This is a genomic window from Bacillus cereus group sp. BceL291 (genome assembly GCF_051776705.1).
In the GTDB taxonomy this organism is placed as follows: domain Bacteria; phylum Bacillota; class Bacilli; order Bacillales; family Bacillaceae_G; genus Bacillus_A; species Bacillus_A cereus.
The window spans coordinates 74,500-90,140 of the sequence record NZ_JBPWAP010000020.1 but is presented as its reverse complement, the minus strand read 5'-3'; the positions used below and the strand labels follow the sequence as shown (position 1 = coordinate 90,140).

The window sequence follows — 15,641 nt, the reverse complement described above, 5'->3', positions numbered from 1 at the left end:
ACCTTCTAGATATCGTTTTACTGCTTGTATTTTATCTTTTGAAGAAAATTTAGCCATAAAAAATGCACCTCCAATTGTTAATTATGTGTCTAACAATTGGGGTGCACTTCATATTCATAGGAGTCTTTTTATACTTCTACGTTGCTTTTTAAATTGAAGCATTCTTCCCTGCTTCAATTTCTAATGACTCTTCATGCCACCAAAGTGTTTCTTCAGGATCTTCTTTAGCGATTTGGTGTGCTTCTTTTTTCGTTTCTACTGTAGGATATGAACCTTTTAGCGCACGCCCTGAAGTCGTAACGAATAGTACACTAAATACAACTAATCCAATAATACTTACACCTGCTAAATAAAATGCCGGTGCGAGCGGGTTACCAGTTGCATGAACTAAGTATGAACATACGAGCGGTGTTGTTCCACCGAATATCGATACAGAAATATTAAATGAGATCGAAAGTGCTCGATAACGTACATCAGTGAAAAAGAGTGATGGTAATAATGAAGGTAATGTTCCTTCATATACACTTAAGAAGAAACCTAGTACGAAAATACCTGCAAATATAGCTGCAATATGTCCGTTACCTATTAGTAAAAATGCTGGAATTGCAAATACAGTTAAACCAAGTAAACCAATTTGCACAACACGTTTATTACCAATTTTATCACTTAATTTACCGAAATATAGTGCTAGTGGAATCATAAGTGCCATCGTAATAGAAATAATTAATAAGCCTGTTGTTTCTTCGACTTTAAGTACTTGAGTTAGATAAGAAGGAATATACGAAAGAATCATATAATTTGTAATATTAAAGAAGGCGACAATTACTGTGCTTAATAAGAAGTCTTTTTTGTGATATTTAATAATATCCATAAATGAAAATTGTTCATTGTCTTCAGATTCCTCTTGTGCTTTTTCCATCTCTTCAAAGATTGGAGATTCATCTAGATGACGGCGTAAGTATAAACCGACCAAACCAATTGGTGCAGCTATTAAGAATGGAATACGCCATCCCCAGCTGAGCATTTGCTCATCTGTTAACAATAACGTCAAAATGGTAACAATTACCGATGCAGCAATGTAACCTGAGAGTGTTCCAATTTCAAGACCACTACCGAGTATACCACGCTTTTTATCTGGAGAAGATTCTGCGATATAAACCATTGCTCCTGAATATTCGCCGCCTGTAGAGAAGCCTTGAATCATTCGGGCAACTAAAAGTAGTATTGGTGCCCATACACCAATTTGTTCATAGGTTGGTAGTAATGCGATGAATAATGTAGAAAGTGCCATTAAAATAATAGTAGTACTTAACACGATTTTTCGGCCGTACTTATCTCCTATTCTACCAAAGAATACACCTCCGATTGGTCGAACGAGAAAGGCTGCTGCAAATGTACCGAATGTAAGTACAAGTTGCAATCCACTATTATCAACACCTGAGAAGAATAATTGACTTAAAATTACCGCTAAATACGCGTATAATCCGAAGTCAAACCACTCCATTGCGTTCCCTATACCAGTAGCAATTACTGCTTTCCTGGCTTGTTTAGGATTGACAATATTAACGTCTTGAGGTTCAAAATTTAAATCATTATTTTGTTGCATATAATAAAACAGCTCCTTATTTAATTTAACTTCTTTAAGCACACCTTCTCTTATTGAATAAAATTAATTCGAAGCACTTAAGGAAAAACAACGTCTCCTTATCTGTTATTATTATTTCACATAATTAATTATTTGTCCAATTAAATGCTCTTTTTCTATAAAGTTACAACCTGTTTAACTTTTATATAATGACGTGTAGCTTATATAATATATACCTTTACACTACAAATAAATCTTTAATTCATTAGATTGTACAACGTACCTATAATTATTTCCTCTAACTTAAAAACCAGTAACTTTTACTGAAATTTTGCATATATTTAGAAAAGCGAACTCATTAATACGAATTTCTTCTTATTGCATTCGACCATAAAAATATGGAGTATCATTAAATACCTAATTAGATAATATTATTATAATTTTCTTTTTGAAGGAGGATATTTTATGTTGGAGATAATATTTTTGCTTACTTCTTTGTCTTTTCTCTTAATCATTTCTGGTTTTTTCATCATCTTAAAACAATATAAAGAAATAAAAACCATAAGAACAATATTAACTACAAAAAAAGAAAATGAGAAAACTACATCCGAAAACTCAATCCCTATGCAATTAGATCTTAGTGTTCTCAATAATTTAATAGCTTCTGGTATAAACAAAGGTTCTAATTCAGTTAATGAAAATTCGGAGGCAGATAAAACTAAATAATTGCTATGTTTGTAACAAGAAAATATTTATCTCCTATTTTATCTATTCTTATTAATAACTACCTCTGATTAAAAAGGAGACTACTTATGTGTAAAAATCCAATCTCTATTATTATCCCCATACAGCATCAAACAAGCGTTTTACCCGAAATTCTAAAAGCATGTCAACAACTGAAACCTTTAGAAGTTATTCTTATTATTAACGGATGTATTGATGATTGTATTGATATTACACGATCTTACAGTTGTAAAGTTATTACACTAGAAGAATCAACAGAATATAATATTTGTTATACAATTGGAGCAAAAAAGGCAAGAGGTAATTGCCTATTATTTTTAGATGAAAATTACATTATTCAATCTTCCACACTTATACAATTTCTTCAACCATTACTAGACGGATCCGCTGATGTAGTATTAAATAATTTGGATTATTTTTTTTATAAGAAGCAACGGCCTAATATAGCAATGATGTGGCAGCAAGTTACGAATCATTTTTTTCATCGTTCAGATTTAAATGTTAACTCATTATTATTTCCTCCCTATGCAATAACAAAAAAAGTTCTAGAGGCAATTACTCCAGAAAGTTTATCAAATCCGATATTGGCACAAATGAAAATTATTAAATATAAATTTCAGATTTGCAATCATCTAAAAATTTATATACCTCAAATCCCCTCCTTCCCTTCAAAACAACTCACTTGTTATCATCTTGAAGCTATTGAACATTGGATAAATATAGCGCAAGATTCAAGAGGAAACTACACTGATAGTAACCGAAGGCGGGATATTATTTTAGGGCTTCAAAACGGCGAACAAAAATATATGCCAAAAATAAGTACAGGTAAAGAATTTTATTCGAATACTTATGGGGATAAACAATTATCGGTTATCATCCCTGTTCAAAATGAAGAAAAAACGATAGAATCTGTAATTTATGAGGTACAAAAATTAAAACCTTTAGAGATTATCATTATTGTTAATGGAGCAACAGATAAAACAGAGGCATTGGCAAAGAATTGTGGTGCAACAGTTATTAGCTACAAAGAGCCACTTGGTAATGATACTGGACGTGCTGTTGGCGCACGTTTTGCAAAAGGTGATATATTATTATTTATAGATGGTGATTTCTTAATTCCTAGTTCTGATCTATTACCATTTGTACAATCTGTTCAAAATGGTACAGATTTAGCTTTAAATAAGTTAGAGTATTACTATATGTATCGATTTCCTTATTCTATCGTGACCGCATGTAAATATGTTGTGAATTTAGCATGTAATCGAAAGGATTTAGGGATGGGATCCACAATTGCTGTGCCTCATGCTTTTAGTCGCAAATGTATTGATACAATTGGTTTTGATTCACTTCTTTCACCTACCTCAAGTCAAGTTAAAACAATTTTAGCAGGCCTTCATGTGAAAAATGCCCATTCTGTCGATGTTGATAAGATGAATCGTGTTCGACCAGAAAAACACTTCTCTCAAGAAGGTTTTCTTTCATTAGCAACGCAACAAATCATTGGTGATCATATAGAAGCAATTTCTTACCTCATCGAACAAAAAAGAAACACTGAATGCTTTTAATTGTATATTCTTACCACCAAATAATATATGAATTTATTTTTACATTAGATCAAAAGAAAAGTAGCAGGCAGGCTTTTCATTTCTGTATCTTTCTTAAGAAGTTTGAAAATAGAGGCTTGTTAATGAAGATGCAACACTTAAATCATCGTTTAGCGAGATTGAGAAACATGCAATTAATGGTAAAGTAATAACAATTGATCCACTAGAACTAATTACAATTGTAGGACTTGTCCCACATGTGCCCCCACAATCCACTACTGCATCAATTCCACTTCCAGGGGTAATTGTAATCTTAAGGCACACATCAAAACAAACATTATTCGTAGTACATGCCATAACTCTCCCTCCTTTCTCTTAACAATATATGCAGTTACTTAAATTCGGATACAACTCTCTTACTAAATTTAATAAATTAGGTGCTTCTTTAATATTAATTGGATAGTTAATTAACGTTTTATTAAACTATCTAAATAAGATAAGAAACTAAAATCATCCTTTACTGAAATAGCAATACATGCAATGAATGGTATTACATTGAAATTAGATGGACATTCATCATTGCACCTTACAAATATTTCTGCCCCACCATTTGGATTAACTATAGATTCTAAGCAAATGTTAAAACAACTCTTGTTGATGCAAGACAAGATATTCCCTCCTTTCTTACACATAATATCAATTTATGAGAAAATAATAATATCGTTACAACTTTATTCAGCCCTCACCAATCGTGCTATTATGGGCAGTTGATCTCCCACCTAACTTCTTTGCTACAGCCGAATTTTGAGGTGGGAGTTTTACTGCCCGCAAATAGTGAGATAAAATAAACTAAAGAGGTAAAAACTTCTTCAAATACATGAAGAGATTCTCAACTTTTAATTACAATATTCTATCTTCATAGAGCGTTTGTTTCATATATGGCATAATTTTATTCTTCTCTAAAGGGATGTGCCCTAATTGTTTATCAAAATATAAATCTAATTTAACTTTATTTACAGCATCTATCCCTTCTAATTCTTGTAATCCAGTTATAAAAGGCTCCAAATGATTTTTCATATCAAAATCAGCTGCTATATTTTGCAAGTAATAAATTGGCGGTACATAGCCTATCTTATTATAAAATGCAATAACATTTATTCTCTCTGCAAACGTATCTTTAATTTCTTGTATTGATAAGTTAGGATATGATAGCTGAAAAACTTGTGTAATAGGAGTAGTATACCAATTTGTTAATATGGTTTGAGGATTGTTGACCAATGCGAAAGTCCCTCTTAAATAACCTGCTAATATAAGGGACATAAATCCTCCACCTGAACTTCCATAAAGTAACACATTTTCTTTTAAAATATTTATCTTTCTTATTATTTTTTCTAAAATTATCGCTATATCTTTCAAGTAATACCTATCTATCGTTCCTTGCCCCCAACCTAAAGAAATTTCACCTAAATAAAGGGTTGGATCATTATAAAAAATTACAGATTCTTCGAAATCCTTAATCCAAGTGTATCTTTGAAAAATAGGTGGCGACTGCTTTTCACTTGCCCCCGAACCCAAAATAATAAGTTTTTTTGATTGTAATTTCATTCTAATAATAAACTCATAATTTATTCCTTGCCATTCTACACTTAGTAAAAACGGTTCTTCCATATTAAAATAAATGCCTTCAAGTTGCTCATATGAAATATTTATATTTCTCAATTGATTAATCGACTGAATCACCTCTTAAAATAGAAATAAATCTTTAAAATTCCTATGCTTCAATAAATACGAAAGGCCTTCTAAATGATCACCAGTAATTCTTAATACAGCTGGCGGATGCCCTATTGTCGCGAAGTGCTCATGTGGTCGAATACGATTTGGTTTCATTACATCTACATAATGAACACATTCTACTTTATATCCTTCTAATATTGCTTTTACTTGTGCAATACATGATGTGTGAAGAGTATCCCAGCCAATTCCCTCTAAACATTTTCTACTAATAGCATGAGGAACCGCTACAAGAGATCCCACTCCTAAATCTTTACGGTTACAAGCAATATTCAACATATATTTATATATATTTACAATATATAGAGGGAATCTAAGATTTAAATTTAAATCGTTTAAAGCAATATCAACACCGTCAGTAACAGCTTGCGTTAATGGATGTAAATCTTTTGCTGGAATAGCAAAATCGGCATCTATAAAGAGAAGTATATCTCCTATGGCCTCCTGCGCACCAATTGCACGCCCGACATCATGTCCTAACGCTTCTTGATAGACAATCACTGTTGCTCCTAATTGCTTTGAAATTTCCTCTGTCCGATCTGTCGATCCATTTATAACAACAATTATTTCTTTCGGTTCAATTTTTCTTGCCTCAAGAATAACTTGTTTAATCGTCGCTTCTTCATTTTGTGCTGGTATAATAATTGATAGCTGTTTTCCATTATAAATAGAAGACTTCATTCCCCATCCTTTATGGAAACGCAAATAATTTTTTTGTATTTTTAGTTGCTCTATAATTTCTCTTTTCCTTCCTCCATCCGTATAGTTACCTCTATCACCTTTTCGTTGTAACCAGTTTTCTAATACTTTTACATTTTTTTTAATCTCACGCACTTCTAATTTAGTTAATTCATTTCCAGAGAAAGAGTTTTTATTTGTAGATATATTATTCAAAGAGGTTTTAGTAATTGCTGATGAGGTGTGTACTCGCCACCCTTTCTCAATAAGTGTTGCTTGAGCAAGTATAGGATTCTGTAAGATGTCATATCCAATGTCTTCAATTACTTTTTTTGAAATGGCATATGGCATAGATAACATCGAATCATACTTTAAATCCATATGTCCTAATACGTCATTTAATACTTTTCTATACACCATAGCAATACTCGGCCACTCTATTTTCATTTTTTCAAAATATACGGAGTCTGCGTTATTCAATATTACATCTGTTTCTTTTTTTAATAGCGGCTTTAAAAATTGTGCTAACTCCACTGAAAAAACAACATCTTCTCCGTCTAAAAATAAGACAGCATCTCCATTGGCTATTCTTGCCCCATTAACTGGTGCTTTACATTTGTTTTTCTCTTCAATAACAACAACATTACTTTCAACAATTGTCGTTATTGATTGTATAGTATTCATTCTATTATCAGCTACAATGATAATTTCTAGTGGTTTTAAATAATTTAATTTCTCTAAAATTCGATTTAATTTCGACTTTTGCTCTCCCACGACAATAACGACTGACAATTCCACTCCTTCTTTCACCTCTCTTACAGTCTGATTAGGTTTTACCTTTTTTATATATTCAATCGTTTCATTCTTCTCTAAAGCTGCATGCCCTGCTTTCTTGTCGAAATATAAGTCTACTAAAATTTGATTCACTTCCGTATTTTCATCCATTTGCTCTAACCCAGAAATAAATGGTAGTAAGTGATTTTGCACATCAAATTCACATGCGACATTTTGTAAAAAATAAATATTTGGAACGTATTCAATACTCTTAAAAAAATCCGTGATGTTAATTCTTTCGCCAAATTTCTCTTCAATTTCTTCTCTTGATAAGCCTGGATAAGATAAATTGAAAACTTGATTTACCGGTACAGGTATCCATTTCATTAAATTTGTTTGAGGATTATTAACTAAAGCTGTAGAACCCTTTACGAAACCAGCTAATATTAAAGACATAAATCCTCCCCCGGAACTTCCATAAAACAACACATTTTTCGAATCAACTTGCAACTTTATCAATAATAGTTTTAAAATATTTGCGATATCTTGTAAATAAAATCTATCTAACTCCCCCTGTCCCCAACCTAAAGATATTTCTCCATGATATAAAGTAGGATCATTATAATATATAACAGTATCTTCAAATTCTTCCATCCAAGAATGTCTATGAAAAATAGGTGGACCAATTGGTTGTTCTTGAAAACCACCTGCTCCAGAGCCAAAAACAATAACATTGGAAGCATTATGCTTAATACGAATTAAAAATTCATAAGCTACTTTATCCCAATCAATTTTGAGTATAAAAGGTTCCGTAGTTTGAAAATTCATTTGCTGTAATTGTTCATATGAAATATTGATTTTTTTATACTGATCTAACAGTTTAATCACCCTTCCCATCTATCTAAAATATACTTACATTTTGCTATGATTCAACAAATAAGAGAAACCCTCCAAATGATCTCCCAGAATGAGTGATATAGTTGGAGAAATTCCTTTCGCTACAACATTTTCATTCGGGCGGAGCCGATTATTTTTAATTACGTCTACATAATGTACACATTCTATCTTGTAATCATTTAAAATAGCGTTTACCTGCGCAACGCTTGGACAGAGTAATATATCCCATCCGATATCATTTATAAATTGTTTACTAATTGCATGTGGAATTGCTGTAAGTGAACCTACACCTAAATCTTTTCTATCACATGCTAAGTTCAACGCGTATTTAAATAAGGTGACAATATGAAGGGGAAAATGTTTACATAAAAAGGGATTTAAATCATTTAAGGCAACATCACATCCATCTGCAATAGCTTGTGGAAATGGATATAGATCTTTTGCAGAAACAACAAGATCACCATCTAAAAATAAAAGAATATCTCCCTTTGCTGCTACAGTGCCAATTGCTCTTCCCACATCATGCCCTAACGGATTTTTATACGTAATAACAGTAGCACCAAGTTGCGTAGCAACATTTGCTGTATTATCTGTGGAACCATTTACAACGACAATAATTTCTAGGGGCTCAATTTTTCTCACTTCACAAATTACTTGTCCAATTGTTGCTTCCTCATTCTGAGCGGGTATAATTACAGACAATTGTTTTCCGTTATATTTTTGTGATTGAATTCCCCATCCTTTTTGTGAAAAAGGGATGGTATTATGTTTTTTAAGAATATTTACAAGTTTTCGATTTCTTGTAACATCATGATACATTCCCCTAATTCCAGTTTTCATTAACCATTCTGCCATAGCAACTAAGTGTTTGTTCATATTTTTCTTTTCTATATCTACTAATGATCTTTCATTTAATGCTCTTTCTTCTAAACAAAACTCTTTAGCCAATTGTGTTTCTATAAAGTAATGGCAACTAAACTTTTTTTCTTCTTCAATAAGTCTTATTTGCGCCAAAACAGGGTTTTTAAGAGTTTCATATTTAATTTCTTGTAAAGCTTTTTTTGTAATTATATTTGGTAAAGAGAGCAAAGAATTTATTTTTAATTCATTCGCTCCTAACACTTCATTTATAATTTGTCTCCAAATAATATTAGCACCTGGAAATTCTTTTTTCTGTCTTTCAATAAAGAAAGAGTGCAAGTTATTTAAAACCACATCTGCATTATCTTTAATAGCAGGTTGCATAAATTGTTTAAGTTCACATGCAGAAATACTATTACTATCATCTAAAAATAACAATATATCTCCTTTTGCTTCTTTTGCCCCTATAACACGCATATTTTCTGAATCACTTCTAATACATTTAACTCCAGATTCAGTTAGAGTTTTTTTGTTTATGTTTCGCTTCTCATTTATTACTATAATAATCTCATATGGAAATAAACTTTTAGCACTCTGAATAATTTCATTTAACAAACCTATTTCATATTCAACTAATATGATTATAGAAAGTAATTTCTTCATTTTTACACCTCACCAATTCTCTTATATAACTCATTGCCCTAATCTAACTTTTCTATTAAGTAGGAGAGTGCTTCAATATGATCACCCAGAATTCTTAATACTGCTGGAGGATGCCCAGTGTAATCTACATGTTCTTTTAAACGAATTCTATTCGGCTTTACAACATCTACATAGTGCACACACTCTACTCTGTATCCTTGTAATATAGCTTTCACTTGAGCAAGGCTAGGGCATAATAAAGTTTCCCATCCTATTGCATCTAAACATGATCTACTCATTGCATGTGGAATAGCTACTAACGAACCATTACTTAATTCAGGACGATTATATGCTAAATTAAGCATATACTTTACAATATCAACAATATAAAAAGGCGGATTTAAACTTGGATTTAGATTATTTAATGCTATATCTACACCATCTGAGACTGCTTGCGTAAAGCAATGCAAATCACTTCCTGAAATACTAAAATCACCATCAATAAATAAGAGAATATCTCCTATCGCTTCAAGTGCCCCAATTGCACGTCCAACATTATGGCCAAGTCGCTCGTTATATTTAATAACAGTAGCACCAAGACTTTTAGCAATATTGGCGGTATTATCTGTTGACCCATTTACAACAACAATAATTTCTAGCGGTTCTATTTTTCTAGTCTCAAGTATCACTTGTTCTATAGTTTCTTCTTCATCCTGCACCGGTATAATTACAGAAAGTTGCTTTCCACCATAAATTGAAGAATGCATCCCAAAACCTTGATGATAACAAGGGTATTGTTTTAATTCACCTAACCTTTGAATAATATCTCTTCTTTTTCCTGCATCAGTAAACCCTCCTCTTCTCCCTTTTTCCTCTATCCCTTTAGATATTCCAATTAGATATTTTTTCACTTTCTCTTTTTCATTTTTTGATAGTTCCTTTTTTATTAAATATCCTTTTTCTTCTAAAGTTTCATCTTTAGATAAAGTGTTTATTGCATATTGATCGCTAATCCGCCACCCTTGACTCACAATCTTGATATGAGAAAGAATGGCATCTTCTATAAAATCACAACCGATATTAACCAATACTTCCTTCGTAAGCACATATGGTAATGAAAGCATTGAATTGCATTTTAAATCTGGCCGACCTAAAATTTCATTTAACATTTTTCTCCATACAATATCCACATTCGGACATTTATCTATTTCTATAAACTTATCTATTTTATTCAAAATTACATCAGCCTGATTTGTAACAATTGGTTCAATAAATCCCTTCATTTCATCTGTAGATAATGAAAATTTACCATCTAAAAATAATAAAGCATCTCCTCTTGCTTCCTTTATAAAAGCTTCATATCCGCGATAATGCCCACTATATTTCTCTGTCAAAACAATTCGGCATCTATATTTCTTTGCTATTTCATATAATTTACTTCTATCATTAGGGAGCATAACAATAATTTCAATTGGGTTTAGCTCCCATACATTTTTAATTAAATCTTCTAATATTTGTGCTCTATCACTATACGAAATAATAACTGTTAATGATCTCATTACAATCCCCCTTTTTTACACACCATGTGGCATCATTAATATGAACATAAAATATTAAGTATTACTATTCCCTCTAAATTTGCTACTTTATCAATATATTCAAAAATGGATTGTACTGTGTAAAAACAAACGTCCATTTTTTTGAAAATATATGCTTTACGCTTTTATCCTTCCCCCTTCTAATTATGTATATTACAACTCTCGCCTTTTAAAAATCATAAAAAAAGTCCTAATTTTTTAGGACTCTTTTTTAAGTTAATTTATCAATATGATTAATTTTATATAACACTTTCTTCCAGGTTATACCCCTATCTGTTGTAGTAAATATTTCTTCTTTACTACAAGCCCAGCCACTATGCTCATTTATAAAATGTAAACAAAATACATTTTTTAACAACGGATTACTTGATAATTTTATCCATTCCGATGCTTTTTTCTTTACTTGATACACATCTCCGTTCTCACTATTTATAACCCAACCATAATGTGCACTGAAAAAAGAAATAGCAACTTTACTAGTGTTTATTTTTCGATTTGGAGTATGCCATGTGTTACCTTTATCAAATGAATAATTTATAAAAAATATATTATCATTCGTTTTAGTTGGTATCGCTAACAAGTTATTTTTATAGATCGTTTTATAAGCCATGGAATTCCCGTTATTAACCTCTTGAATATTCTGATTGTTTTTTATAGGGTGCCAGGTTCTACCACCATCTATCGTTTTAAATATCGTTGATTCTTTATATTTTTTTGTAGAGAAATAAAACCAACTAACCTATTTATAAATGTTACACCTGATATACTATCACTAATATTTATTTTTCTTATTACCTTCCATACTTGTCCTTTAGTTTTCAAATAATACAAATTATGCTCAAATTTATTCGATGCGAGTTTTCTAGATATTATAATCCATATACTATCCATATTCGTGGCATGCAATTGTACCTGAACATCAGTCGATTTCTCCCAATTTTCTTCAATTGGTAAAATAAACTCACTCCATTTTTCCCCTCTGTTAACTGTATAAAATATAGCAGGCACTAGATTATCATTCGTTTTTGTTAAACCATATGCCCAAGAGCTTCGAGAGTTTATCGGATATATGGATAATATTATAGAATTAAGAGGATTGACAATATCCCATTCTTCCCCTCCATTTCGAGTAAATAAAATAGCTTGCTTTTTATTTGTATATTGAATACCGGCCCACCCAAATCTATCAGTTCTCATTTGTAAGGACGTGAATTGAATATCCTTGTATTCCAACATATCACCTCATTCTCATTATATTTATATTCGTATGTTATTTTTTTGAAAATGTTCTAGCATTCTTATTTTTTGGCTTTTTACCAGACAAATGTCGTCTAGTAATATATAAATTACTAAATAAAATAATGCTTCTGAAATAAAACTTTTAAAATTCAAATCAATAACTCAAATTATTCCCCTTTTAGACACATTTTTTTGGTAGATGAAGACATACTATTTTACCAATCACAACTGAAGAAATAATTAAGAATATTTCATAGCTACTGATATATTTATGAAAAAAAAACTATCTGTATAAAAGATAGTTTTTTTTCATAAAGTACAATTCAAAAAAGAATGTATTCTGAAGAGTAGAACTTGAAATTTATTTTTAAACAATTGTTAAAACAGCTACTTTAACCAGACAAGAAATAAACTGATTAATAAATGCATCAATTTCCTCTTTTGTAATAATATACGGCGGAAGTAATCGAATAATATTCCCTTGTGTTACATCGACTAACATTCCTTTATTCATTAGCTCAACCTGTAATTTCTTCACATTTTCATTCGTATCATTCAGACTAATTCCAAACATCATGCCAGCATGACGCACTTCCTGAATATAATAAGAATTTTCTTTCTGAATGTCTTGCAGTTTGTCATTCAAATATAGTGACGTTTCATAAGCTTCTTGCATTAACCCCTCATCAAGTAATGTATTTAATACAGTTAAACCTAAAGCTGTTCCCATTGATGAATGAGCAAATGTTGTCCCGTGATCTCCTGGTGAAAATACATCACATAACTTTTCACCTACAATAATTCCCCCTAGCGGTATCCCGCCTCCTGCTCCTTTACCAATTTGAATAATGTCCGGTGTAATATTAAAATTTTGATACGCAAACAGTTTCCCGGTTCTCCCCATACCACTTTGAACTTCATCAACGACAAGAAGTACATTATATTTTTCACATAAATATTGAATACCATGCAAATATTCACTTGATAAAGGATAAATCCCCCCACTTCCTAATACAGGCTCTAGCATAATCGCAATTGGGTTTTCTTTAATAATAGTCTCTTCTAATTGGTCTATATTTTCGCGCTCTACTTCGTATACAGGAATCGATGTTTTAGGGAAATTTTGATATACACTTTCTTGTCTCGTAAAATGTAGTGCCCCTAACGTACGCCCATGGAAACTTTTCTTCAGCACTACAATTCCTTCACGTTCTTCATTCGTATTAGCTCTATATTTATCAATTAATTTCAAAGTTGTTTCTGTCGCTTCCGTACCAGAGTTTGTAAAAAAGACCTTTCCGTTTTTTAATGAGCAATCCACTAATTTCTTTGCATACTCAATCGCAACTGGGTTTAAAAAATGAAACGGTAAATGCAACGATTTTGTAACTTGCTCCATTGTCGTTTGTACAATTTTAGGATGATTGTATCCTAATACATTTACTCCTACGCCAGAAAATAAATCTAAATACTCTTTACCATCTACATCATACAGTTTACACCCTTCTCCTCTTTCCATTGCAACCTCTGTACGACAATATGTAGACATCATATATTCTTTATCTAATTGAAACCAATCCGACATGTTAAATTCCTCCTAGTTATTTTTCCTTTTTTAACGTTCATTCTCTATATAATCGTTTATAAATTAAGTTTTAAGATTGAAATTTTAATAGTGGTTTTCTTCCACCTTTTTAGTAAAACGTGTGCTTTCTCTTCCCGATATTCATTTTTCCATAATTTCTTCTATTTCAACAGGTCCACTACATATGTGTTTTTTTCATCTAGCGGTATGTTACTTTGCATGTCATACATAATTAGGACTATAGAATCATATTTAGTAACAATCGACGAAAAATTTGGAGGCTATATCGATGAATGAAAAACATGATAAATATAAGAAAGATTTATTAGATGAAGACTTTAATAAACATCGAGAACTTACTGAACCAGCTAAATTTCACTCACAAACAGTTGGTTCACGTGGACCTGTTCTAGAGCAAGATAGTGTACTTCACGAGACGTTACAAGAATTTATTCATGAAAAAATTTTAGAAAGACCTGTTCATGTAAAAGGATTTGGTGCGTTCGGTTATTTTCAAACGATATATTCGATGTCTGAACATACTAAATTAAGTTTTTTACAAAATTCTAATGAGAAAGTTCCTGTTATGGTGCGATTTTCGTTAGCTGTTAGTACGAAAGGAACACCGGATACTGCTAGAAATGTACGCGGTTTTTCTACAAAATTTTATACAAAAGAAGGAATTTTTGACCTTTTATGTAATCACATTCCTGTTTTTTCTGTCCGTGATCCGATGCGTTTCCCTGAAACGATTCAAGCATTATTGCCTTCACCTAAAAATAACTTAATAGACCCTAATAGATTTTGGAGTTTTGTCGCTAAAGCACCTGAATCTATTCATTTTGTTGTCCGTTTATACTCTAATAATGGTACGGCCAAAAGTCTTCGCCACATTCCAGGACATAGTGTTAATACATATGTATGGAGAAATGCGGAAGGTAATCGAAAGTATGTAAAGTATCATTGGTACCCGTTTGAAGGTGTACAGTACATTACTAGTAAAGAAGCAATTAAACTAGCTGCCGAAAATCCTGATTATAGCGGGAAAGATTTATATGATGCTATTGAAAATGGTAAACCAGTGGAGTATGGTTTATACGTCCAGCTCATGGATCCGAAAGATGAAGCGCACCTTTCTTATGATCCTTTAGATGACACAAAAGTATGGGATGAACAAACGTATCCTCTCATACCAGTCGGGAAAATGGTATTAAATAAAAATCCTGAAAATTTTATGGAACAAGTAGAAAAAGTCGCATTCTCCCCTTCTAATTTACTGGATGGTGCAGAACTATCAGATGATAAAATGCTGCAAGGGCGCGCTAACATTTACAGTGATTCACAAAGAAGAAGAATTGGTCCCGAATTTCGTAAATTAACGATTAACCAGCAGCAAGATTGGACACCTGCTAATCAAATTACAACCGGTGAAGGAAGGTACGTTGAAGGTAAACTTGAAAGAACTTCTATAACGAAACAGGATAACTTTACGCAGGCTAGTGAATTTTATACGAAGTTACAGCCGATAGAAAAAGAACATCTCGCTGAAAACTTAGCTAGTGATTTGAAAGTTATATCCGATGATATTAGGAAGATCGTTTTGGGGTATTTCAATCGAGTATCCACTGATTTGAAAACAAACATTGAGACAAAAATGAAAGAGCATTAAGAAGATTAAAACATGCTTTACGAATGAGAATTCA

General features: G+C 31.8%; 11 protein-coding genes and 1 pseudogene. 3 read left to right on the top strand and 9 right to left on the bottom strand.

Going from position 1 to position 15,641, the window contains the following annotated elements; all coding sequences use genetic code 11:
* Positions 1-148: 148 nt before the first annotated feature.
* Positions 149-1,606, bottom strand: a complete 1,458-nt coding sequence (locus ACS2CR_RS15200; protein WP_001186926.1) for an MFS transporter — start codon at positions 1,604-1,606, stop codon at positions 149-151.
* 444 nt (positions 1,607-2,050) lie between these two features.
* Here ACS2CR_RS15200 and ACS2CR_RS15195 point away from each other — a divergent pair, with 444 nt between their 5' ends.
* Positions 2,051-2,311, top strand: a complete 261-nt coding sequence (locus ACS2CR_RS15195; RefSeq protein WP_000889686.1) for a hypothetical protein — start codon at positions 2,051-2,053, stop codon at positions 2,309-2,311.
* Positions 2,312-2,397: 86 nt separating this feature from the next.
* Positions 2,398-3,894 (top strand): glycosyltransferase, encoded by a 1,497-nt coding sequence (locus tag ACS2CR_RS15190; protein WP_053512519.1) that lies wholly within the window; start codon positions 2,398-2,400, stop codon positions 3,892-3,894.
* 93 nt (positions 3,895-3,987) lie between these two features.
* Here ACS2CR_RS15190 and ACS2CR_RS15185 read toward each other — a convergent pair whose 3' ends face one another.
* The 8 genes and pseudogenes from ACS2CR_RS15185 to ACS2CR_RS15150 all read right to left on the bottom strand — a co-directional run bounded on the left by ACS2CR_RS15185 (position 3,988) and on the right by ACS2CR_RS15150 (position 13,938).
* A complete protein-coding gene (locus ACS2CR_RS15185; protein ID WP_000752467.1) occupies positions 3,988-4,230 on the bottom strand; it encodes a hypothetical protein in 243 nt (80 codons plus the stop codon).
* Between the two features lie 110 nt (positions 4,231-4,340).
* Positions 4,341-4,541 (bottom strand): hypothetical protein, encoded by a 201-nt coding sequence (locus tag ACS2CR_RS15180; RefSeq protein WP_033676526.1) that lies wholly within the window; start codon positions 4,539-4,541, stop codon positions 4,341-4,343.
* Positions 4,542-4,773: 232 nt separating this feature from the next.
* Positions 4,774-5,541: a glycosyl transferase family 2 gene (locus ACS2CR_RS15175; protein WP_153580181.1), complete on the bottom strand. Its 768-nt coding sequence runs from the start codon at positions 5,539-5,541 to the stop codon at positions 4,774-4,776.
* Between the two features lie 75 nt (positions 5,542-5,616).
* On the bottom strand, positions 5,617-7,944 hold the full coding sequence (locus ACS2CR_RS15170) for a glycosyltransferase family 2 protein (protein WP_170921869.1): 2,328 nt from the start codon (positions 7,942-7,944) through the stop codon (positions 5,617-5,619).
* Between the two features lie 84 nt (positions 7,945-8,028).
* On the bottom strand, positions 8,029-9,537 hold the full coding sequence (locus ACS2CR_RS15165; RefSeq protein ID WP_000735456.1) for a glycosyltransferase family 2 protein: 1,509 nt from the start codon (positions 9,535-9,537) through the stop codon (positions 8,029-8,031).
* A gap of 38 nt (positions 9,538-9,575) precedes the next feature.
* Positions 9,576-11,075, bottom strand: a complete 1,500-nt coding sequence (locus ACS2CR_RS15160) for a glycosyltransferase (protein ID WP_001257269.1) — start codon at positions 11,073-11,075, stop codon at positions 9,576-9,578.
* Between the two features lie 250 nt (positions 11,076-11,325).
* Positions 11,326-12,347: pseudogene (locus ACS2CR_RS15155) on the bottom strand (VPS10 domain-containing protein).
* A gap of 373 nt (positions 12,348-12,720) precedes the next feature.
* Complete coding sequence (locus ACS2CR_RS15150; RefSeq protein WP_053512521.1) at positions 12,721-13,938, bottom strand: aspartate aminotransferase family protein; 1,218 nt, start codon at positions 13,936-13,938, stop codon at positions 12,721-12,723.
* Positions 13,939-14,227: 289 nt separating this feature from the next.
* On the opposite strand from ACS2CR_RS15150, the gene ACS2CR_RS15145 reads away from it, so the two are divergent.
* The gene (locus ACS2CR_RS15145; protein ID WP_053512522.1) at positions 14,228-15,607 is read left to right on the top strand and encodes a catalase; all 1,380 of its coding nucleotides are present in this window, start codon (positions 14,228-14,230) and stop codon (positions 15,605-15,607) included.
* Positions 15,608-15,641: the final 34 nt, after the last annotated feature.